28 protein-coding genes and 3 pseudogenes are annotated in these 19,437 nt (G+C 70.9%); 10 read left to right on the forward strand and 21 right to left on the reverse strand.

Annotated elements, in window-relative coordinates:
• Positions 1–51 precede the first annotated feature (51 nt).
• Both HK415_RS03255 and HK415_RS03260 read left to right on the forward strand, forming a co-directional pair.
• Entirely contained in the window at positions 52–1,026 is a 975-nt protein-coding gene (locus tag HK415_RS03255) for a Bug family tripartite tricarboxylate transporter substrate binding protein (protein ID WP_171556754.1), read from the forward strand.
• Positions 1,027–1,050: 24 nt separating this feature from the next.
• Entirely contained in the window at positions 1,051–2,025 is a 975-nt protein-coding gene (locus HK415_RS03260) for a Bug family tripartite tricarboxylate transporter substrate binding protein (protein ID WP_171556755.1), read from the forward strand.
• On the opposite strand, the gene HK415_RS03265 is transcribed toward HK415_RS03260, so the two are convergent.
• Entirely contained in the window at positions 2,012–2,419 is a 408-nt protein-coding gene (locus HK415_RS03265; protein WP_171556756.1) for a hypothetical protein, read from the reverse strand. The genes HK415_RS03260 and HK415_RS03265 overlap by 14 nt on opposite strands.
• 126 nt (positions 2,420–2,545) lie before the next feature.
• Here HK415_RS03265 and ltnD point away from each other — a divergent pair, with 126 nt between their 5' ends.
• A complete protein-coding gene (gene ltnD / locus HK415_RS03270; protein WP_171556757.1) occupies positions 2,546–3,433 on the forward strand; it encodes an L-threonate dehydrogenase in 888 nt (295 codons plus the stop codon).
• A gap of 33 nt (positions 3,434–3,466) precedes the next feature.
• On the opposite strand, the gene HK415_RS24400 is transcribed toward ltnD, so the two are convergent.
• The 4 genes and pseudogenes from HK415_RS24400 to HK415_RS24410 form a co-directional block, all read right to left on the reverse strand.
• A complete protein-coding gene (locus HK415_RS24400) occupies positions 3,467–3,643 on the reverse strand; it encodes a hypothetical protein (protein ID WP_253261748.1) in 177 nt (58 codons plus the stop codon).
• A complete protein-coding gene (locus tag HK415_RS03275) occupies positions 3,610–4,416 on the reverse strand; it encodes a cyclase family protein (protein ID WP_253261749.1) in 807 nt (268 codons plus the stop codon). Before HK415_RS03275 ends, HK415_RS24400 begins: the two co-directional genes overlap by 34 nt.
• Before the next feature lie 165 nt (positions 4,417–4,581).
• Complete coding sequence (locus HK415_RS24405; RefSeq protein ID WP_309246560.1) at positions 4,582–5,331, reverse strand: MFS transporter; 750 nt, start codon at positions 5,329–5,331, stop codon at positions 4,582–4,584.
• Between the two features lie 77 nt (positions 5,332–5,408).
• Positions 5,409–5,726: pseudogene (locus HK415_RS24410) on the reverse strand (MFS transporter); the annotation flags it as partial.
• On the opposite strand from HK415_RS24410, the gene HK415_RS24415 reads away from it, so the two are divergent.
• From HK415_RS24415 to HK415_RS03295, 4 genes and pseudogenes are all read left to right on the forward strand, one after another.
• On the forward strand, positions 5,653–5,829 hold the full coding sequence (locus tag HK415_RS24415) for a hypothetical protein (RefSeq protein WP_253261750.1): 177 nt from the start codon (positions 5,653–5,655) through the stop codon (positions 5,827–5,829). The pseudogene HK415_RS24410 and the gene HK415_RS24415 overlap by 74 nt on opposite strands.
• 121 nt (positions 5,830–5,950) lie before the next feature.
• A complete protein-coding gene (locus HK415_RS03285) occupies positions 5,951–6,310 on the forward strand; it encodes a DUF4148 domain-containing protein (RefSeq protein WP_171556758.1) in 360 nt (119 codons plus the stop codon).
• Between the two features lie 267 nt (positions 6,311–6,577).
• Positions 6,578–6,787, forward strand: a complete 210-nt coding sequence (locus HK415_RS03290) for a hypothetical protein (protein WP_171556759.1) — start codon at positions 6,578–6,580, stop codon at positions 6,785–6,787.
• Positions 6,788–6,863: 76 nt separating this feature from the next.
• Positions 6,864–8,302, forward strand: a pseudogene (locus tag HK415_RS03295) (NAD-dependent succinate-semialdehyde dehydrogenase).
• 44 nt (positions 8,303–8,346) lie between these two features.
• Here the strand turns inward: HK415_RS03295 and HK415_RS03300 are convergent.
• Positions 8,347–8,658, reverse strand: coding sequence for a GNAT family N-acetyltransferase (locus tag HK415_RS03300; protein WP_171556760.1), 312 nt, complete (start codon positions 8,656–8,658; stop codon positions 8,347–8,349).
• On the reverse strand, positions 8,655–9,089 hold the full coding sequence (locus HK415_RS03305) for a DUF1810 domain-containing protein (RefSeq protein ID WP_171556761.1): 435 nt from the start codon (positions 9,087–9,089) through the stop codon (positions 8,655–8,657). The genes HK415_RS03300 and HK415_RS03305 overlap by 4 nt, the downstream gene beginning before the upstream one ends.
• 235 nt (positions 9,090–9,324) lie before the next feature.
• Between HK415_RS03305 and HK415_RS03310 the strand changes: the two genes are divergently transcribed.
• On the forward strand, positions 9,325–10,290 hold the full coding sequence (locus HK415_RS03310) for a ribonuclease catalytic domain-containing protein (RefSeq protein ID WP_253261751.1): 966 nt from the start codon (positions 9,325–9,327) through the stop codon (positions 10,288–10,290).
• Positions 10,194–10,775: an RNB domain-containing ribonuclease gene (locus HK415_RS24420; protein ID WP_309246561.1), complete on the forward strand. Its 582-nt coding sequence runs from the start codon at positions 10,194–10,196 to the stop codon at positions 10,773–10,775. The genes HK415_RS03310 and HK415_RS24420 overlap by 97 nt, the downstream gene beginning before the upstream one ends.
• A 4-nt stretch (positions 10,776–10,779) precedes the next feature.
• On the opposite strand, the gene HK415_RS03315 is transcribed toward HK415_RS24420, so the two are convergent.
• The 12 genes and pseudogenes from HK415_RS03315 to HK415_RS03360 form a co-directional block, all read right to left on the reverse strand.
• Positions 10,780–11,178, reverse strand: coding sequence for a cupin domain-containing protein (locus HK415_RS03315; RefSeq protein ID WP_171556762.1), 399 nt, complete (start codon positions 11,176–11,178; stop codon positions 10,780–10,782).
• Positions 11,179–11,255: 77 nt separating this feature from the next.
• On the reverse strand, positions 11,256–12,197 hold the full coding sequence (locus HK415_RS03320; protein ID WP_171556763.1) for a Bug family tripartite tricarboxylate transporter substrate binding protein: 942 nt from the start codon (positions 12,195–12,197) through the stop codon (positions 11,256–11,258).
• 87 nt (positions 12,198–12,284) lie between these two features.
• Positions 12,285–13,517: a thiamine pyrophosphate-dependent enzyme gene (locus tag HK415_RS03325; protein ID WP_253261752.1), complete on the reverse strand. Its 1,233-nt coding sequence runs from the start codon at positions 13,515–13,517 to the stop codon at positions 12,285–12,287.
• A 166-nt stretch (positions 13,518–13,683) separates the two neighbouring features.
• Positions 13,684–13,821 (reverse strand): annotated as a pseudogene (locus tag HK415_RS26810) (thiamine pyrophosphate-binding protein); the annotation flags it as partial.
• A gap of 32 nt (positions 13,822–13,853) precedes the next feature.
• Positions 13,854–14,042 carry a hypothetical protein gene (locus HK415_RS24430; RefSeq protein WP_253261753.1) on the reverse strand — a complete coding sequence of 63 codons (189 nt, stop codon included), beginning with the start codon at positions 14,040–14,042 and terminating at the stop codon, positions 13,854–13,856.
• An 81-nt stretch (positions 14,043–14,123) separates the two neighbouring features.
• Positions 14,124–14,354: a DUF1653 domain-containing protein gene (locus HK415_RS03330; RefSeq protein ID WP_171556764.1), complete on the reverse strand. Its 231-nt coding sequence runs from the start codon at positions 14,352–14,354 to the stop codon at positions 14,124–14,126.
• Positions 14,351–14,845 carry a hypothetical protein gene (locus HK415_RS03335; protein ID WP_171556765.1) on the reverse strand — a complete coding sequence of 165 codons (495 nt, stop codon included), beginning with the start codon at positions 14,843–14,845 and terminating at the stop codon, positions 14,351–14,353. The genes HK415_RS03330 and HK415_RS03335 overlap by 4 nt, the downstream gene beginning before the upstream one ends.
• A gap of 39 nt (positions 14,846–14,884) precedes the next feature.
• On the reverse strand, positions 14,885–15,304 hold the full coding sequence (locus tag HK415_RS03340) for a VOC family protein (protein ID WP_171556766.1): 420 nt from the start codon (positions 15,302–15,304) through the stop codon (positions 14,885–14,887).
• On the reverse strand, positions 15,301–15,768 hold the full coding sequence (locus HK415_RS03345; RefSeq protein WP_171556767.1) for a VOC family protein: 468 nt from the start codon (positions 15,766–15,768) through the stop codon (positions 15,301–15,303). The genes HK415_RS03340 and HK415_RS03345 overlap by 4 nt, the downstream gene beginning before the upstream one ends.
• Before the next feature lie 16 nt (positions 15,769–15,784).
• Positions 15,785–16,009, reverse strand: a complete 225-nt coding sequence (locus HK415_RS03350; RefSeq protein ID WP_171556768.1) for a hypothetical protein — start codon at positions 16,007–16,009, stop codon at positions 15,785–15,787.
• 80 nt (positions 16,010–16,089) lie between these two features.
• Complete coding sequence (locus tag HK415_RS03355; protein WP_171556769.1) at positions 16,090–16,578, reverse strand: rod shape-determining protein; 489 nt, start codon at positions 16,576–16,578, stop codon at positions 16,090–16,092.
• A gap of 31 nt (positions 16,579–16,609) precedes the next feature.
• A complete protein-coding gene (locus tag HK415_RS03360; protein ID WP_171556770.1) occupies positions 16,610–16,753 on the reverse strand; it encodes a hypothetical protein in 144 nt (47 codons plus the stop codon).
• A 211-nt stretch (positions 16,754–16,964) separates the two neighbouring features.
• Between HK415_RS03360 and HK415_RS03365 the strand changes: the two genes are divergently transcribed.
• Positions 16,965–17,945, forward strand: a complete 981-nt coding sequence (locus HK415_RS03365; protein ID WP_171556771.1) for a tripartite tricarboxylate transporter substrate binding protein — start codon at positions 16,965–16,967, stop codon at positions 17,943–17,945.
• A 10-nt stretch (positions 17,946–17,955) separates the two neighbouring features.
• Here the strand turns inward: HK415_RS03365 and HK415_RS03370 are convergent, their stop codons facing one another.
• Positions 17,956–18,669 carry a Crp/Fnr family transcriptional regulator gene (locus tag HK415_RS03370; RefSeq protein WP_171556772.1) on the reverse strand — a complete coding sequence of 238 codons (714 nt, stop codon included), beginning with the start codon at positions 18,667–18,669 and terminating at the stop codon, positions 17,956–17,958.
• Positions 18,670–18,773: 104 nt separating this feature from the next.
• Complete coding sequence (locus HK415_RS26120; protein WP_216369723.1) at positions 18,774–19,424, reverse strand: Crp/Fnr family transcriptional regulator; 651 nt, start codon at positions 19,422–19,424, stop codon at positions 18,774–18,776.
• Positions 19,425–19,437 lie beyond the last annotated feature (13 nt).

Here is a 19,437-nt window from a genome sequence, read left to right on the forward strand (position 1 = left end):
TTTCCCTGAACCCATGACAAGCGCCCGCAGGGGCGCATGAGGAGACTTTGCATGTCCATGTTCCAGCGCAGAACCTTCCTGGCCGCCGGCGCCGCCGCCGCGGCCTCGCTCGCGCTGCCCGCGCGCGCCCAGCTCGCCGGCCGCACCATCACCCTCGTCGTGGGCTCCGCCCCCGGCGGCACCACCGACCTGTCGGCCCGCATGCTGGCCGAGCCGCTGTCGAAGATCCTGCAGGCCACGGTGGTGGTGGACAACCGCAGCGGCAGCAGCGGCAACATCGCCGGCCAGATGGTGGCGCGCGCACCGGCCGACGGCAGCACGCTGGTGGTGCAGTACTCGGGCTACCAGTCCATCACGCCCCTGCTGCAGCCGGCGCCCGGCTTCGACCCGGGCCGCGACCTCAAGCCGATCGGCCACCTGATCGATGCGCCGCAGCTGATGGTGGTGCGCGCGGACTTCCCGGCCAACACCTTCCAGGAATTCCTGGCCTACGTGCGCGCCAACCCCGGCAAGGTGAACTACGCCTCCAGCGGCAACGGCGCGCTGCAGCACGTCACCACCGAGCTGCTGAAGGACCTGACGAAGACCTTCATGACGCACATCCCCTACCGGGGCACGGGCCCGGCGCTCACCGACCTGCTGGCCGGCACGGTGGACCTGACCATCACCACGCCGCCGCCGCTGCTGCCGCACATCAAGTCGGGCAAGCTCAAGGCGCTGATGGTCACCGGCAAAACCCGCCTGGCGGCGCTGCCCAACATTCCGACGGCCACCGAGGCCGGGGTTCCGCTGGTTGCGTCCTCCTGGTTCGCGGTGTACGGTCCGGCGGGCCTGCCGGCCGATCTGCAAACGCGCCTGTCCGCCGCGGTGCGCCAGGTGGTGGAGACGCCCGAGTTCCGCCGCCGCGCCGAGGAGCAGGGCGCCAAGGCCGTGGCCATGACGCCGGCCGAGCTGGACGCGCTGGGCAGGAACGAGCGCGCCACCTGGGAGCGCATCATCAAGGTGGCGCAGATCAAGGCCGATTGAGGCAACCGTGACCAAGGAGCAAGCATGAATCGACGTCCCCTCCTGCAACACGCCGCGCTGGCGGCGGCCGTGGCGCTGTGCGCGCCCTTTGCCGCGGCGCAGGGGTATCCCAACAAGCCGATCGCCCTGATCGTGCCCAACCCGCCCGGCGGGCTGGTGGACACCTCGGCGCGCATCGTCGCCGACGCGCTGGGCAAGGTGCTGAACCAGTCGGTGGTGGTGGACAACCGCGGCGGCGGCAGCGGCAACGTGGCCTACGGCTTCGTGGCGCGCGCGCCGGCCGACGGCTACACGCTGCTCACCTCCTACTCGGCCTACCACGTGGGCAATCCCTCGCTCACGCCCAAGCTGCCCTGGGCGCAGAAGGACTTCACGCCGATCGCGCTGGTGACGGTGGCCACCAACGTGATCGCCGCGCATCCGACGGTGCCCGCGAACACGCTGTCCGAATTCATCGCCCACCTGAAGAAGAACCCGGGGCGCATCAGCTATGCCTCGCAGGGCAATGGCTCGGTCTCGCACATCGGCACCGAGATGTTCAAGGCCAAGACCGGCACCAGCATGGTCCACATCCCCTACCGCGGCTCGGGTCCGGCGATGCAGGACGTGCTCTCGGGCCAGGTGCAGGTGTTCATGACCACGCCGCCCTCGGTGATGCAGCACGTGCAGTCCGGCAAGCTCAAGGCCTTCGCGGTCACCGGCAGCAAGCGCCATCCGGGCCTGCCCAGCGTGCCGACCACGGCGGAGGCGGGCTTGAAGGGCTTCGAGCTGGAATCCTGGGTGGCGATCTTCGCCCCCGCGGGTACGCCGCCCGATGTCGTGAACCGCCTCACCGCGGCGATCAAGCAGGGGCTGGAGACGCAGGAAGCGAAGAGCCGCGCCGACGGCGCCGGCATCGAGATCCGCTACCTGCCGCCGCAGCAGCTCGACGCGATGGTGAAGACCGAGACGGAGTTCTGGGCCAGGACCATCAAGGCCCAGGGCATCACGGCGGATTGACGGCGGCGCCCGGCGCGGGCGCGGGACGCGGCGGCGGGATGGTGTCGTCCAGCCGCGTCATCGCCAGGTGGTAGCTCGCCACCCACAGCACGAATTCCGGCGTGCCGGCCGGATAGGGATTGGGCGGGTCGGCCGCACCGGTGGCGGCTGCGTGGTACGCCGCTTCCTCGGCGTTCCTTCGCACGAGCTCGGCGTAGTCGGGCGGGATGCCGGGCGGCGGCGCGGCGGGCTTCGAGGGGCTCGTCTCCCAGCGCAGCTCGGTGGCCGGCGGCGGACGGAAACTGCGCGCGAACTGTCGCGCGCGCTGCGCGGCGAGCGCCCGGTACGCGATCCAGGCAGCGAGGGCGCCCAGCACCGCGGCGCCACCCCACCCGAGGAACGCATTCCAGCTCATCCGGCGATCATCCCGCATCGGCGCGGTTTTTTGAAGCCGTCTCGGGCCTGCGGGGATACGCCAAAAGGAGGATGACGCTGCTGCCCACGGGCGCTCCGCATAATGGCCGCACTGGAGGAGCAAGGCATGCGCAAGGTGGGATTGATCGGCCTCGGGGCCATGGGGCTGGGCATGGCGGGGTCGCTGCGGCGCGCGGGCGAGCAGGTCCACGTGTACGACGTGCGCGCCGAAGCCTGCCAGGCCTTCGCCGCCGAAGGCGGGGTGGCCTGCGCCAGCCCCGCCGAATTGGCGGCGCAATGCGAGGTGGTGGTCAGCGTGGTGGTCAACGCCGCGCAGACCGAGCAGGTGCTGTTCGGCCCCGGCGGTGCGGCCGACGCCATGCAGCGTGGCAGCCTGTTCGTCATGTGTTCGACGGTGGACCCGAACTGGTCGATGTCCCTGGAAGAGCGCCTGGCCGCCAAGGGCCTGCTGTACCTCGATGCGCCGATCTCCGGCGGCGCCGCCAAGGCCGCGTCGGGCCAGATGACGATGATGACCGCGGGCCGCCCCGAGGCCTACGCCAAGGCGGGCAAGCTGCTCGAAGCGATGGCCGCCAAGGTGTACCGGCTGGGCGACCGCGCCGGCAACGGCAGCAAGGTGAAGATCATCAACCAGCTGCTGGCCGGCGTGCACATCGCCGCCGCGGCCGAAGCCATGGCGCTGGGCCTGCGCGAAGGCGTGGACGCGGAGGCGCTCTACGAGGTGATCACCAACAGCGCCGGCAACAGCTGGATGTTCGAGAACCGCATGGCCCACGTGCTGAAGGGCGACTACACGCCGCTGTCCGCCGTGGACATCTTCGTGAAGGACCTCGGGCTGGTGCTGGACACCGCACGCGCCACGAAATTCCCGCTGCCGCTGGCCTCCACCGCGCACCAGATGTTCATGCAGGCCTCGTCGGCCGGCCATGGCCGCGAGGACGATGCGGCGGTGATCAAGATCTTCCCCGGCATCACGCTGCCGGGCGGGTCCTAGGACGGAGCCGCCGCGGACGCGAAGGGGAAGGTTTCAGCGAATCGCCACGGGATTGATCATCGCCTGCACGGCGCCCTTGTACTTCGCCTGCCCCAGCACGAACAGGAATTCCCACGCGCGGTCGCGCGCCAGTTCGCGCGTGTCGATGTTTTCCAGGATGTAGGTGCCGCTGCGCGTCAGCAGTTCCTGGTGCACCTGGAACACGCCCATGCCGGGCTCGAAGGGAACGGCTTCCAGCCCCAGGTGTCGGCACCCACCGCCACCACCCCCTTGGAGACGAGGTAGCGTGCGCCCTCGACACCCAGCCCCGGCTCGGCCTTGCCATAGCGCGCGTTGTCCTGGCCGATCAGGGACAGCCAGCCGGTGTGGAAGATCACGACGTCGCCCTGCCGGATCTCGACGTTCTGCCGGCGCATGGCGGCGTCGATCTGCTCGCGGTTGAAGGCCGTGCCCTCCGCGACGATCGGCGTGTTCAGCAGGCCCGCCATGTCCAGCAGCACGCCCCGCGTCACGATGGGCGGCACCTTCTCCACGCCCAGCTTGGTCAGACCCGTGATGGGCGCGATGTCGGCGCCCTTGTGGCCGTTGTAGTACACGCCGTCGATGCCGATGTGGCCCAGGCCGTCGAGCTGCGTGCCTATGCCGACCCAGCACTCCAGGATGTCGTCGTTGTAGGTCGTCCTGGTGGGGCCGAGCACCTGGCCGTGGACCTGGCCGGGCTGCACGACCAGCAGCTTGCAGCCGCGCGGCGGGAACGCCGGCGTGTCCGGCGCGACCGTGATCCCGAGCGAATAGACCTTGCCGGTGCGCACCAGCTGCGCGGCGCGCTGCACGAGCCCCGCGTTCAGGTGGTTGGCCGCGCCGATCTCGTCGGCCGCGCCCCAGCGTGACGGGAACCAGTTCTGCTGCTGGGCGAGCGCCGCGGCGGCGGCGATCGCGATGGAGAGCACCGCGCAGCGGCGCAGGGTGAGAAGCTTCTTCATGGAACCTCCCTCGTGGAGCCAGCCATCGGATTGGCCGCAGCTGCGGCCGGATGAGTTCCATTGCCTCCCACGACGCCACACTGCGGAAGGCGCCGGAACGGCCCCATTCTGCTCCGCGCGATTGCGCCGGCGCAATCCACCCTGGTCCGCTCGCGGCGCGCAGGACTACTGCGCGCCGCTGCCGCCTGCCCGTGGCCGCCACAGCGCCAGCGCGCACAGCGCCAGGGGCACCGCCAGCGCTGCGAAGCCCGCGCGGTAGCTGCCGAACAATCCCGACAGCGCGCCGAACACCGGCGGGCCCAGCACCACGCCGAGGAAGGTGAAGGTGAGCGTGCCGCCGGTGGCCACGCCCGCCATGCCCGCGGGCGCCTGGCGCGCGACCTCGGCGAGGTACACGCCGTTCCAGCCGATCGCGCTGGCGCCGAACACGAACAGCACGGCGACCACGACGATGTCCGGCAGCTGCGGATGCAGCAGCGCGGTGGCGATGGAAGCGGCCGCCATCACGGCGGCCAGCAGCGCCAGCATCATCCGCGCTCCGAACCAGCGGTCGGACACCCAGCCCCACAGCACGCGGCCGAACACCGCGCCGACCTGCGAGATCGCCAGCACCGCGCCCGCCGCGACCAGCCCGTAGGCGAGGTTGTCGGTGAGGAAGGTGACCAGGTAGGTGGTGAGCGAGAGCTGCGCGATCGAGAAGATGAAGGAGCAGCCGGCCAGCATGCGCAGGGCCGGGTGCGCCAGCACCATGCGCACCGGGTGCAGGAAGTTGCCCATGCCGAAGCCGCGCGCCTCGTCGCGGTCGGCATCGAAGGCCCCGCGCAGCGACTGCGACACCAGCGCGCACGCGATGCAGGCGACCGCCACCAGCAGCAGCGCCAGCTGCCAGCCCGCGACCACCTGCAACCCCGGCACGATCGCCCCCGCGAGCGCGCCCCCAGGGGCACGCCGGTCTGCTTGACGGAGAACACCAGCGACATGCGATGCGCCGGCGTCGTGCGCGCCAGCAGGTGCGAGCTGGCCGGCGTGATCGGCCCGTAGCCTATGCCCACCAGCAGCGCGCCCGCCGCGATCGCCGCCACCGAGGGCAGGGCGCTCAAGGCGAGTCCCGCCGCGCACAGGACGAGCCCCGCCTGGCTCACGCGGATCGGCCCGTAGCGCGCCACGCCCGCGCCCGAGGCGAGGCTGGCGGCCATCGCACCCACGTAGGCCAGCGCGATGTACACGCCGACGTAGGTGGGCGACACGGACACCGCCTCGGCCACCTTGGGCGCCATCGCGGGGATCGTCAGCAGCGCCATCGCCACCATGGCCTGGATCGCCAGCGTGATGGCCAGCGGCAGCCAGTCGTTCTTGGGTTGGGGCATCGGGCACGCATCATCGCCGAAAAGCCAAGGGCTCATTTCCAGCTAAGAGAACGCTAAGCGACAGCTAAAGGGCGCTGCCTACAGTGCATCCACGGCCGGCGCACGACTCGATGCACAGGCCGGACCAGCCGATCCATCGCAACTTTCTCTGACGCAAGGAAACCATCATGAATGCCAAGCTCGCCCTCTCCTCCCTCGTGCTCGCCGCCTCGTTCGCCGGCAACGCCTTCGCCGAAGGCCCGATCTACGGCAACGACGTGTTCACCGGCAGCAAGTCCGTCGCCCAAGTGCGCGCCGAACTGGACGCCTACAAGAAGGCCGGCGTGAACCCCTGGTCCACCTCGTACAACCCGCTCAAGGGCTTCCAGAGCGCCACGACCCGCGAGGCCGTGACGGCGGACTACCTGGCGGCCCGCAACGAAGTGCGCGCGCTGTCCGGCGAGGACAGCGGCTCGTCCTACCTGGCGCAGCACCGTGCCATCGGCGTGTCCAGCACGCTGGCCGGCACGCCCGCCAACGCCCAGTAAGCGGCGCGCCCCCGTCTGCGGGGGATATTCCCCCGACCCCCGGTCGGGGCACCGGCGACGGTGCCCCGGCCTTGCGCATTTCGTGAGGCGTGGCGCGGGCTTGCGGCGCGTGGGTGGGGCGACGGCGGGCTCCGGGAGGTGGCACGGGGAATGCATGGTCCCCCATACGGAGCAATCCACAAGGGGATGCCGGCAGGCCCGCGGCGAGCGAGCATGCACTCGACGCTCCACACCGGCAGCTCCGGCGACCCACCTGGGAGAAACGCCATGAATGCGAACGCCACGACCGAGTTCCAGCTGCGCTTCACGTCGCTGTTCCACAGCGGCCGCGGCTTTGCCTTCCCCTGCGACCCGCAGGGCCATGTCGACCTGGACGGCATGAGCGAGCGGGCCCGCAACAACTACTTCTACGCGCGCGCGATGGTCGGCCGCGAACTGGCCGTGCCCGAGGTCGAGCCGGCCGGCTGCCTGCACTGAAGGCCTTCGCCTCCCGGTCCCGGGGACATCCGGGTGCACCGCATAATCCCGGATGCACTCAGCCCAAGGGACCGCCATGACCTACCCCAACACGCAGCTCTTCATCAACGGCCAGTGGCAGGATGCCGCCGAAGGCCGCTCGCTCGCCGTCTTCAACCCCGCCACCGGCAAGGAAATCGGCCGCGTGGCCCAGGCCGGCAAGGCCGACCTCGACAAGGCCCTGGAAGCCGCGCAGAAAGGCTTCGAGACCTGGCGCGACATGCCGGCCGCCGACCGCGCGAAGATCATGCGCAAGGCCGCCGGCCTGATCCGCGAGCGCGCCGCCGAGATCGCCCCGCTGCTGACGCAGGAACAGGGCAAGCCGCTGGCCGAAGCCAAGGGCGAGACGCTCGCCGCCGCCGACCTGATCGAATGGTTCGCCGACGAAGGCCTGCGCGTGTACGGCCGCCTGGTGCCCTCGCGCGGCAACCTGGCGCTGCGCCAGATGGTGGTGAAGGACCCGGTGGGGCCGATCGCCGCCTTCACGCCCTGGAACTTCCCGATCAACCAGGTGGTGCGCAAGGTCGGCCCGGCGCTGGCCGCCGGCTGCTCCATGCTGGTCAAGGCCGCGGAGGAAACGCCCGCGGGTCCGGCCGCCTTCATCAAGGCCTTTGCCGATGCGGGCATCCCGCCCGGCGTGCTGCAGCTGGTGTACGGCAACCCGGCCGAGATCTCCGGCTACCTGATCCCCCACCCGGTGATCCGCAAGATCACCTTCACCGGCTCCACGCCGGTGGGCAAGCAGCTGGCCGCGCTGGCCGGCCAGCACATGAAGCGCGTCACGATGGAACTGGGCGGCCACGCCCCGGTGATCGTGTGCGAGGACGCGGACATCGCGCTGGCCGTGAAGGCTGCGGGCGCCGCCAAGTTCCGCAATGCGGGGCAGGTGTGCATCTCCCCACGCGCTTCCTGGTGCACGAGAGTATCAAGGGCGAGTTCGCGCAGGCGCTGGCCAAGTACGCGCAGGGCCTGAAGGTCGGCGACGGCCTGGCCGAAGGCACGCAGATGGGCCCGCTGGCCAACCCGCGCCGCCTGACGGCGATGGCCGAGTTCCACGAGGACGCGGTGAAGAAGGGCGCGCAGGTGCTGGCCGGCGGCAAGCGCGTGGGCGACGCCGGCAACTTCTGGGAGCCGACGGTGCTGCTGGACGTGCCGCTGGAAGCCAAGGTGTTCAACGACGAACCCTTCGGCCCGGTGGCCGGCATCCGCGGCTTCAACAAGCTGGAAGAAGCGATCGCCGAAGCGAACCGCCTGTCCTTCGGCCTGGCGGGTTACGGCTTCACCAAGTCGCTGAAGAACGCCGACCTGCTGACGCGCCGCGTCGAAGTGGGCATGCTGTGGATCAACATGCCGGCGATGCCCAGCGCCGAGATGCCTTTCGGCGGCATCAAGGATTCGGGCTATGGCTCCGAGGGCGGGCCGGAGGCGCTGGAGGCCTACCTGAACGTGCGCTCGGTGGCGGTGATGAACGTCTGACCGGTTTGCCCCCTCCCCCTCCGGGGGAGGGCAGGGGTGGGGGCTCAGCGCGCCACCAGCTCCCCATACTCCTTCTCATGCTTCTCGATATACCCCTCGATGAAGCTGCACGCCGGCACCGCCTTCAGGCCGCGCCGCTTCACGTCGTCCAGTGACTGCGCGGCCAGCTGCGAGCCCAGGCCCTGGCCTTCGTAGGCGCTGTCCACCTCGGTGTGCGTGAAGCGCACGGCATTGCCTTCCTTGCGGTATTCGGCCCGGGCGGCCAGCTGGCCGTCGATCCGCAGTTCGTAGCGGGACTCGGCTTCGTTGTGCGCGAATTGCGGCGTCGCGGCGCCCGTCTGCTGTTGCTGTTTCATGCGCCCATGGTGCCGCAAAGCGCCAGGGTGCGGGGGTCGGGCGCGCCCTCGTGGAAACGGTCGAGGCAGCGGCGAAACAGCGGCTCGTCGGGTGCAGCCAGCGCGAACAGCGTCACGCAGGAGCGGAACTTCAGGTCGTCGGGCGAGCCCAGGATCTCGTGCGCGCTGCGGCCAGGCACGGCCAGCATCAGCTCGCAACATTCGCGCAGCCGCTCGCCCAGCACGGGATGGGCCAGGTAGGCACGCGCCTCCTCCAGCGAAGCGATGCCGTAGTGCTGCGCCATGGCGCTCGTGCCCAGCCCGCGCAGCTGCGGGAACACGAACCACATCCAGTGGCTGCGCTTGCGGCCCGCGCGCAGTTCCTCGCGCACGCTGTCCATCACGCCGTCCTGTGCGGCGACGAAGCGTTGCAGGTCGAAATCGGCGGCCATGGCGAAGGATAGGCCGGCCGCAAGCTGAGCCGCGCCCGTCCTACACATCCCCGGCCCATGCCCGTGCAAAGTGGCTCCAGCACAGGAGAAAAAGCGATGGCCACGCAGCCGCCCCCGAACCCAAGCCGCCCCTCGGCCCGCAGCCGGAACCGCCCAAGGGCCCGATGCCCATGCCGGAGCCCATGCAGCGCTGATCCGCCCCGGGGGAACCGCCGAGCCGGTACAGTCGGCCTCCATGGATCCCCTGCACCTGCACCGCATCGCCGTCGACGCCATGCGCGAGCGCGGGCTGCGGCCCGCTTTCGCGCCGCAAGCCCTGCGCGAAGCCGCGGACGCGCGGCTGCAACGCGGGGAAAAGGGCGGCGACATCCGCGACCTGCGCGCGCTGCCCTGGTTCTCCATCGACAACGACGACACGCGCGACCTCGACCAGCTGAGCGTCGCCGAGGAATTGCCTGGCGGCGTCACGCGGCTGCTGGTGGCCATCGCCGACGTCGATGCGATGGTGCGCCCCGGCGGCGAGGTGGACGACCACGCGGGCGTCAACACCACCTCGGTCTATACGGCCGCCGGCGTGTTCCCCATGCTGCCCGAGGTGCTGTCCACCGACCTCACCTCGCTGCACGAAGGGCAGGAGCGGCTGGCCGTGGTGGTCGACCTGCAGGTCCAGCGGGACGGCAGCGTCACCGGCTCCGAGCTCTATCGCGCTGCGGTGGTCAACCACGCGAAGCTCACCTACGACGAAGTGTCTGCCTGGCTGGACGGCACCGCGCCCGCCCCGAGGCAGGTCGCCGGATCGCGGGCGATGGAAGCGCAGCTGCGGCTGCACGACGTGGTGGCCAACGGGCTGCGCGCGTCGCGCCAGAGTCGCGGCGCGCTGAACGTGAAGACGGTCTCCTCGCGGCCGGTGTTCGAGGACGGGCGGCTGGTGGACCTGCGCGCCGACGAGAAGAACCGCGCCAAGGAGCTGATCGCCGACCTGATGATCGCGGCCAATGCGGCCACCGCGCGCTTCCTCGACCAGCGCGGCTTTCCCTCGCTGCGCCGCTTCCTGCGGTCGCCGCGCCGCTGGGACCGCATCGAGGCCCTGGCGGAGAGCACGGCGTGCGCTTGCCGCAGCAGCCCGATCCGATCGCGCTCGATGCCTTCCTGCGCGCGCGCAGCGCCGCCGACCCGCAGGCCTTCGCCGACCTCTCCCTGAAGATCGTGAAGATGCTCGGCCCGGGCGAGTACGTCGCGGCCGCACCCGGCTCCAGCGGTCTCGGCCACTTCGGCCTGGCGGTGAACGACTACGCGCATTCGACCGCGCCGAACCGGCGCTTCCCCGACCTGGTCACGCAGCGCCTGCTGAAGGCGGCGCTGGCCGGCGACGAGCCGCCCTATGCGCTGGCGACGCTGGATGCGATCGCGCGCCACTGCACGCTGCAGGAGGACAACGCCAACCGGGTGGAGCGCCAGGTGCTCAAGGCGGCCGCCGCCTTCCTGCTGCGTCCGCGCATGGGGCAACGCTTCGATGCGATCGTGACCGGCGCGGCCGCGAAAGGCACCTTCGTGCGGATCGCCAGCCCGATGGTGGAGGGCCGGCTGGTGCGCGGCGCCGAGGGACTGGACCTGGGGGATGCGCTCGCCGTGCGCCTGGTGGACGTGGACGGCGAGCGGGGCTACATCGACTTCGAGCGCGCCTGAGGCCTCAAGGCCGCACCGGCGTGTCCTTGCCCGGGTCCCGCCGGTTCCCCGCGCCGCCTTGGGCAGCGGCATCGCCACCCCGCAGCAGCAGCGTCACCAGCACGGCGGACTCCACGCGCGCGCGCAAGGCATGCTGCTCCTTGGCGGGCAGCACCACCACGCTGCCGGCGCGCAGCTTGCGCACGCCGCCGCCCATCACGAGTTCCACCTCGCCTTCCAGGCAGTGGATGGTGCATTCGTCGTCCACGTGGTGCTGCGGCTGGTCCTGGTGCGGGGCCAGCACCATGTGCAGCAGCTGGATGCGGTCGGTCTTGATCAGGCTGGTGCTCACCTGTCCGTGCAGCTTCTCGCCCATCGGCCCGACGTTGATCACATCCAGATGTTTCGCATGCGGCAGCGCCATGGTTCACCTCGCTCTCTTCGAGCAGGTATCTTCCGCGCGCCGCGCGAAGCGGCTTGTAGGACAGTTCCGCTGCCGGGTCAGTCGGCCCGGATGTTGTTCGCCCTGGCGACGCCGGTCCACATCGGGATTTCGCTGGCGATGGTGCGCGCGAACTCCTCCGGCGTGGTCCCGGCGGGGTCGATCGCCAGGGCCGCCATGTGGGCGCGCACGTCGGGCAGCTTCACGATGCGCTGCACTTCCGCGGCGATCTTGTCGATGATCGGCTTCGGGGTGCCGGCCGGCGCGAGCAGGCCGCTCCAGAACTGGATGGTCAGGTCCACGCCTTGCTCGGCCATGGTCGGCACGTCGGGCAGGGCGGCGATGCGCTGCGGCGAAGTGACCGCCAGTCCCTTCATCAGGCCGCCCTTGATCGGCCCGACGGCGGGGCCCGAGTCCACCAGCGTCATGGTGACGGTGCCGGAGGCGACCGCGTTGACCGACTCCATGCTGCCCTTGTAGGGGATGTGTTCCGCGCGCATGCCGGTCTTGCTCTTGAGCAGTTCGGTGGCCAGGCGGAAGGACGCGGAGCTGGAGCCGTAGTTGGACTTCTCCGGGTTGGCCTTGGTGGCCGCCGCCAGTTCCTGCACGTTCTTGTAGGGCGCATCGGCCTTGACCGAGAGCACCAGCGGGAAGGTGCCGACGATGGACACCGGCACCAGGTCCTTCACCGGGTTGTAGGGCAGCTTGTCGTACAGCGCCGGGTTGAACACGATCGGGCCGCTGGCACCCATGAGGAGCGTGTAGCCGTCCGGTGCCGCATTGGCCACGGCCACGCTGCCGACGATGGCGCCGGTGCTGGGCTTGTTCTCCACCACCACTTCCTTGCCGAAGCTTTCCTGCATCTTCTGCGCCACCAGCCGCGCGAGGATGTCGTTGGCGCCGCCGGGCGCATAGCCCACGACGATCCGGATCGGCTTGCTCGGGAAGCCGGCCGCGGGGTTGGCCGCGCCCTGCGCGAAGGCCGGAGCGCGAGCGCGCACAGGGCGGCGCCGGCGACGGTGTGGACGAACTGCTTGCGCTTCATGCTCTTGTCTCCTTGGGTTCCATGGCGCTCGCGCGCCGCGTGTTCACAGGGCAGCCACCTTCACCTGCAGCACCGCCGCCTGGCCATTGTCCACCGCCTGCACGCAGCGGCGCAGCGCCGCATCCAGCTCGCCCGGTTCGCTCACGTGCTCGCCGTGCGCGCCGAAGGCCTGCGCCACCTGGTCGAAGCGGCGCACCTCGCCACCGAGCTGGGCGTGGAACTGGTTGGCGCCGGCCGCCTCGCCTTTCGGGTAGACGCGCAGCACCGCTTCCTTCACCGCCTGCCAGCCGCCGTTGTCCAGGACCACGGTGAGGATGGGCAGCTTGTAGCGCTGTGCGGTGGCGTACACGGAGGTCGGCGTGGAGAAGTGGAAGCCGCCGTCGCCCACCACCTGCACCACGCGCTGCTGCGGCCGCGCGAGCTTCGCACCCAGCGCGATGCCGCCGCTGCTGTAGCCGAGGCCGGCACCGGCGCAGCCGATCAGCGTGCCCGGCTGCGTGCGCAGGATCTGCGTCAGCACGGAGGGCGAGTTGCGGATCGCTTCGTTGACGACGATGTCCTGCTCGCCGATCGCCTGGTTGATCGCCGCGCAGACGAAGGCCGGCGAGAGCGCGCCCGAGCTCCCTGCTTGCGCCGCGGCCGCCGCCAGCGCCGTCATGCGCTCGTCGCGCTCGCGCGGCCAGCCGGCCATGCGTTCGCGCACCCGCGCGCGGAAGGCGTCGTCGGCCTGCGCGCGCACCGCCTGCAGCACGTCCGGCAGCGCCTCGCCGCAATCGGCCTGCAGCCGCAGGTCGGTGGCGAAGCCCCACATGGGAAAGTCCTGCTTCACCGCATCGACGTCGATGTGGAGGAAGCGCGTTCCGGCATCGGGCTGAGTGAACTTGGGCAGCCAGGGCACGTCCACGTCCAGCAGCAGGCACAGGTCCGCGCCGGCCAGCGCCTTGGCGGAATCGAAGCCGCCGAAGCAGGGCGAGGCGCGCGAGATGCTCATGGACGTCGGCATGAACTCGTGCACGCGGATGCCGCACTCGGTGGCCAGCGCCTCCAGCGCCGCCACGGCTTTCGCATTGCGACCCAGGTAGGAGGTGATGACCACCGGCTTCTTCGCCTGCAGCAGGGCGCGCGCGACTTCCGCCGCGGCCGCCGCCGACAGCCCGCCGGCCTTGACCGCACCGAAGCGCTCCGCCGGGAAGCTCGCCACCGCGCCCCATTCCTCGGCCAGCGTCTCGCGCGGCAGGGTCAGGTACACGGGGCCCGGCGGGTCGCTGTGCATCATCCGTGTGCGCGCGGCGCAGCACTTCCTTGGTGACCACGCCGCTGGGCAACGCGTACTCCCACTTCACGTACGGGCGCACCAGGCTGCCGATGTCGAAGGGATCCTGCACGAAGTGCACGTAGTTGTCGCGCGAGCCGGCCAGCTCGCCGCGCAGCGTGAAGGGCGACTTGCCCGCCATCAGCAGCACCGGCCAGCGCGAGCGGAACAGGTTGTGCAGGCCCATCGCCGAATTGGCGGTGCCCGCGTCCACGTGGACCATCACGCCCTGGCCGCGCCCGGTGACGGCAGCATAGCCGCCCGCCATGTGGATCGCGACGTTCTCGTGCGGGCAGAGGATCACGTTCGGCTGCGGCCGCCCTCGCGGGCGAACTGCGCCATGGCCTCGATCAGCGAGACGTGGTCGGTGCCGAAGTTGGAGAACAGGTGTTCGATGCCGGCTTCCACCAGGCCATCGAGGAAGTGGTGGGCCGCGCTGCGGCGCTGTTCGAGCTCATGGTGTGTGGGGGTGGCAGTTCGTGTTGGCATGCCAACGCTTCACCGCCAGCCGCAGCATAGGTGCGGCCCCGCCGGTGCCGAGTGGGGAAACCCTTCTGACGGGCCGCTGAGCTAGAGGACCCGGGTGAAGCGCAGCTGCATCGCACCGTCCACCTCGACGGAGCCGAAGAACATGGCGTGCGGCCGCACCCACCAGCCGCTGTCGTTGTAGAGGGGCCGGTACACCACCAGCGGCTCCAGCGTTCCGCTGTGGCGCGCGGCGCCCAGCACCTCGTACTCGCCGCCCTTGTAGTGGCGGTAGCGGCCCGGGGGCGTCGTGGGCAGCGGCGGCAAGTCGTTCATTGCTCGGCCCAGCGCACCAGCGACTCGATGTCGGGATAGGTGGGCAGCTTGGGCGTGATGTCCAGCACGCCCGTGTCCACCAGCGTCACCGCGTTCATGCAGGCCTCCTCCTTGCGCCCGCGCTGCAGCAGCGAACGCGCGAGCGAGTCGCCGCTGCCTTGCACGGCCTGGCGGATGTCGCGCAGCAGCGCCTCGCGCTTGTCCGGGCCGCCGCTGGCGGCCGCTTCTTCCAGCCGCCTTTCGATGTACCGGGAGGAGGCGGACACGAAGCGCGCGTTGCGCTGCCGCCATTGGGTGATGAACTGCTCCGGCGATTCGCTGCGCCCCACCAGTCCCAGGCATTCGCGCGCGACGCGGCCGACGGCGAAATTGCTGGCGCCGACCGAGAGCGTGGCGGTGTCGCGCGATTCGGACCCGACGGCGGCGGCCTGCTGCGCGCCGGCGGCCGATGCGGCCAGGGCCGCGGCAAGAACGAGGGAGCGGAAAGCCATGCCGCGATTTTCAGCGGCCGGCGGCGGCAAGTCCATTCTTTACGCAGGAAGCATCTGCGGATTGAAGGCAACTTCCCACAGGTGGCCGTCCGGATCCTGGAAATAGCCCGCGTAGCCGCCGTAGAAGGTCTCGTGCGCCGCCTTCACCAGGGTGGCGCCCGCTTGTTGCGCCTGCGCCATGACTTCGTCCACCTCGGCCCGCGCGGCCACGTTGTGGGCCAGGCAGAACTCGGTGGCGCTGCGCGGCGTGACCTGCAGCCCGCTGTCGTGGGCCAGGCTGGCGCGCGGCCACAGGGCCAGCTTCAGGCCTTGCGCCAGGTCGAAGAAGGCGACCGCGCCGTGCTCGAACTCGGTGCCGACGATGCCCGGCGTCTGCAGGCCCAGGCCGTCGCGGTAGAAGCGCACGGCGCGCTCGAGGTCGTCCACGCCGAGGGTGAGGAGGGTGATGCGCGGCTTCATGCCTGTTCGCTCCGCTCCTGCAGGTCGTCGTCGTTGCTGGCGTCCGGGGTCGTGGTCTCCGGGTCGGCGATCTCGTCGTAGCCGCGGCCCAGGAACTCGATCAGGCAGAAGCCGTGGCCGAAAGGGTCGGCGAAGGGGGCGAGCTTGCCCCAGCGCGCGATCTTGACCGGTGCTTCCACCACGGCGCCGGCGGCCAGCACCTTCTGCGTGGCGGCGCCGATGTCGGCCACCACGAAGTCCAGGTGCACCGGGCTCCAGTGCCGGCTGTAGCTGCGCACGCCCGCGCCCTGCGGCGTGGGCGCGCTGCCTTCCTCCTTCACCAGCAGGTAGAGCGTGACGGAGCCGCCGGTGAGTTCCAGCGCCGCTTCGCCGAAGCGCCGGCCCGGCCGCAAGCCGAAGGCATTGCAGTAGAAGGCCTCGGCGCCGGCGAGGTCCGGCACGTCGATGTTCACGAGCATGTCCATCGTGTCCTCCGGGGGCTCAGGCGCCGTCGCCGCCGCCGCAGGAGCCGCCGTCCGAGCCGCTCGGGCCGCAGGCGCCGCCGCCCGCGTCGCCTCCGGCCTGGCCGGCCACGGCAGCCGCGCCGGCGGTGCCTGCCTTGCCGCCCGCCGGTTCACGTGCGCCCCTGCGCCCCTTCCAGAGGTTCCAGGCGACGACCACTGCCATCGCCGCCACGAAGGCGCCGACCACGAACTCATTGCTCATTGCGGGTCCTTGCTACGGGAGGGACGCGAATGCCGTCCCTTCGCGGCCCATTATGGAAGCCCGCCACGGCCGCGCAAGTGTCAGGCCAGCACCTTGCCGTCCGTGGGGAAGTTGCCGGACAGCAGTTCCTCGTCGCTCAGTGGGCGGCCCTGCCAGAGCCGCACCTCCGCCGCGCCGGCGCCCAGCGCCATCTCGTGCAGCGCGCGCACCTCGATCTGCGTGAAGCCGCCTTCGGGATCGCCCATCGCATGCAGCACCACGCGCGGCGACACGGTGAAGATCGCGTTCGGCAGCAGGCGCCTGAGCAGCGCCTTGAGCAGTTGCTCGCCATGGACGAAGTCGGACACCAGCGTGCGCGGATGCGCGAAGGGGTTCACCATCTGCACGCCCGGGCCGGCGCGCAGCGCGGCCTCGGCGCCGACCGCGAGGATGGGCGACTTGAGCTGCGGGTTGACGGCCAGCAGCGGCGGCTCCGACACCGACTGGCCGGACTTCACGTTGCGCAGCGTCACGCGATCGGGCGCGACCTGGACGTAGACCAGCGGGGCGAGGGTGGCCAGCAGCGACATGCGCCCGATTGGAACATGCGCGGGCGTGCGCTCAGGGCGCGCGGAAGTAGTCGTGCAGCTGGCAGTCGTAGCTGCCCGGCCGGGCGGCGCAGGCCGCGGCGGTGTGTTCGGGCTGCGGCATCGCGGAGCAGCCGGCGAGTGCGACGAGAACGACGAGAGCGAGCGACTTCATCATGGGGCCTCCTTCGCGCGGAGCCCATGATGCGGACAAGGCGCAGCGTGCGCATCCCCGGGTGCAGCCACCCTCCGCGCGTGAGGGTCTCGCGCGAAGCATGGAATAAATTGCGGAAGAGCGCCGCGCGATGCGCCGCGCAGTCCATCAGGGAAATCCCATTGGTCGCCCGCGCCCCGCGTGCTCGAATGCGCCGACCACTTCGGGAGCCCCCATGCAGGCAGTATCCAGGACGGCACGCCGCGCGTTGCTGTTGGCATTCGCCCTGGCCGGTGCCGTACCGCTCGCGCGCGCGGCGGACTATCCCGACCGGCCGGTGCGGCTGGTCGTGCCCTTCGCGGCCGGCGGATCCTCGGACACCGTCAGCCGGCTGATCGCGCAGAAGCTCACGGCCTCCCTGGGCCAGACCTTCGTGGTGGAGAACCGGCCGGGCGCCGGCGGCAACATCGGCGCCGATGCGGTCGCCAAGGCCAAGCCGGACGGCTACACGCTGCTGTTCGCGGCCGGCTCCTTCGCGGTCAACGCCTCGCTGTACGAGAAGCTGCCCTACGACCCGCTGAAGGACTTCGACCCGGTGATCCACGTCTGCACGGTCAACGGCATCCTGGTCGCGCATCCCTCGGTGAAGGCCACCAGCGTGCAGGAACTGATCGCGCTGGCGAAGGCGCAGCCCGGCACCGTCAACTTCGCCTCGGCCGGCAACGGGACCATCCTCCACCTGGCCGGCGAGATGTTCAAGACGGCGGCCCGGGTGGACATGACGCACGTGCCCTACCGCGGCAGCGGTCCCGCGCTGGCGGACCTGATGGCCGGCCAGGTGCAGGTGATGTTCGCCAACATGCCCGGCACGCTGCAGCAGGTGAAGGCCGGCAAGCTGCGCGTGCTGGCCGCCACCGGCGACAAGCGCCCGTCCTCGCTGCCCGAGGTGCCGACGATCGCGGAGGCGGGCCTGCCCGGCTACCAGGCCGCGACCTGGTTCGGCGTGCTGGCGCCGGCCGGCACGCCGCGGGACATCGTGGTGAAGCTCAATGCGGAATTCGCCAAGGCGCTGAGCGCGCCCGACCTCCTCGAACACCTGCGCTCCGACGGCGCCGACGTGGTGGGCGGCAGCCCGGAGCAGTTCCGCGCTTTCCTGAAATCGGAGGTGGAGCGCTGGGGTCCCGTGATCAAGGGCGCGGGGATCAAGCCGAACTGAGAGCGCCCCGCTACTCCGCGATGCGGTCCGGCAGCAGCCGGTCGTACTCGGCGCGCACCGCGCGGTAGCACTCGCACGAGCGCAGTTCCAGGCCGGGGCGGTCCAGCACCGTGATGTGGCCCCGGTGGTAGCGCACCAGGCCGGCCTGCTGCAGCTTGCCCGCCGCCTCGGTCACGCCTTCGCGCCGCACCCCGAGCATGTTGGCGATCAGCTCCTGCGTCATCACCAGCTCGTTGCTGTGCAGGCGGTCCAGGCTCAGCAGCAGCCAGCGGCACAACTGCTGGTCCAGCGTGTGGTGGCGGTTGCAGACGGCCGTCTGCGCCATCTGCGTGATCAGGGCCTGCGTGTAGCGAAGCAGCAGGTGCGGCACGGGGCCGCCCTCGTTGAACTCCTGCATCAGGAAGGCACTGGGCAGGCGCAGGCCCAGGCCCGCGCTTTGCACCACGGCGCGGCTGGTGGTCGATTCGCCGCCCATGAACAGCGAGATGCCCACCACGCCGTCGCGCCCGACGACGGCGATCTCGGTCGACGCGCCGTCGCGCATCACGCACAGCAGCGAGACGATCGCCGTGGTGGGGAAGTAGACGTGGTTCATGCGCCAGCCCGACTCGGACAGCACCTCGCCGAGCGGCAGGGTCACCGGCTCGAGATGGGGCTCCCAGCGGGCCAGGCGGGCCGGCGGCAGGACGGCCAGCAGGGCATTGCCCTGCGCGAGGGTTGGCATCGCGGCTCCACGCATGCGACGCCGCAAACCGGCAGCCTCCCGGCAGGCGTCGCCGGGCCAGTATAGACCTTGCTTGGTACGCAAGCGCACCAAAGGCAGCGCCCTCACATGGCCGGCGCGCCCAGGGTCTCGGCGTACGAGGCGCGGTCCGCCGCGTAGCAGGCACAGGCGGCGTCCTCCAGCCCCGGCCGGTCGAGGATGGCCAGCACGCCGCGGTGGTAGGCGATCAGCTGCCGCAGCTGCAGCGACGCCGCGGCGCGCGTGACGCCGGCGCGCCGCACGCCCAGGGTGGCGGCCAGGAATTCGTGGGTCGCGTGCAGGTCCTGCAGCGGGGCGCGGTCCTGCGTCATCAGCAGCCAGCGCGCCAGGCGCTGGTCGACGAAGTGGTCGCGGGTGCAGAGCACGCCCTGCGCCATCTGCGTGAGCGAGACCAGCACGTAGCCGTGCATGCGCGCCCGGAACGCGCCGCCCGCGCGCAGCTCGCCGCGCAGCCGCGTGCCGCTCATGCGCCACGCCGCACCCGGCTTCACCACGGTCGCCCGCTGTGCGGAGGTCTTCGCGCCCAGCACCAGCGGAATGCCGACCATGCCTTCGGGTCCCACCAGGGCCACCTCGAAGCCGTCGTGCCTGCGTGCCGTCGCCATGCGCAGCGAAACGATGGCGTCCAAGGGAAAGAAGGCGTGCGCGGCGGGCACGCCGGGGGACATGAGCACGTCGCCCGCCGCGAGTTCGACGGCCTCGCAGGCCGCGGCCACCCGCTCGCGCGCG

Origin of the sequence: Ramlibacter montanisoli (genome assembly GCF_013087525.1) — a bacterium.
Taxonomy (GTDB): Bacteria; Pseudomonadota; Gammaproteobacteria; order Burkholderiales; family Burkholderiaceae_C; genus Ramlibacter; species Ramlibacter montanisoli.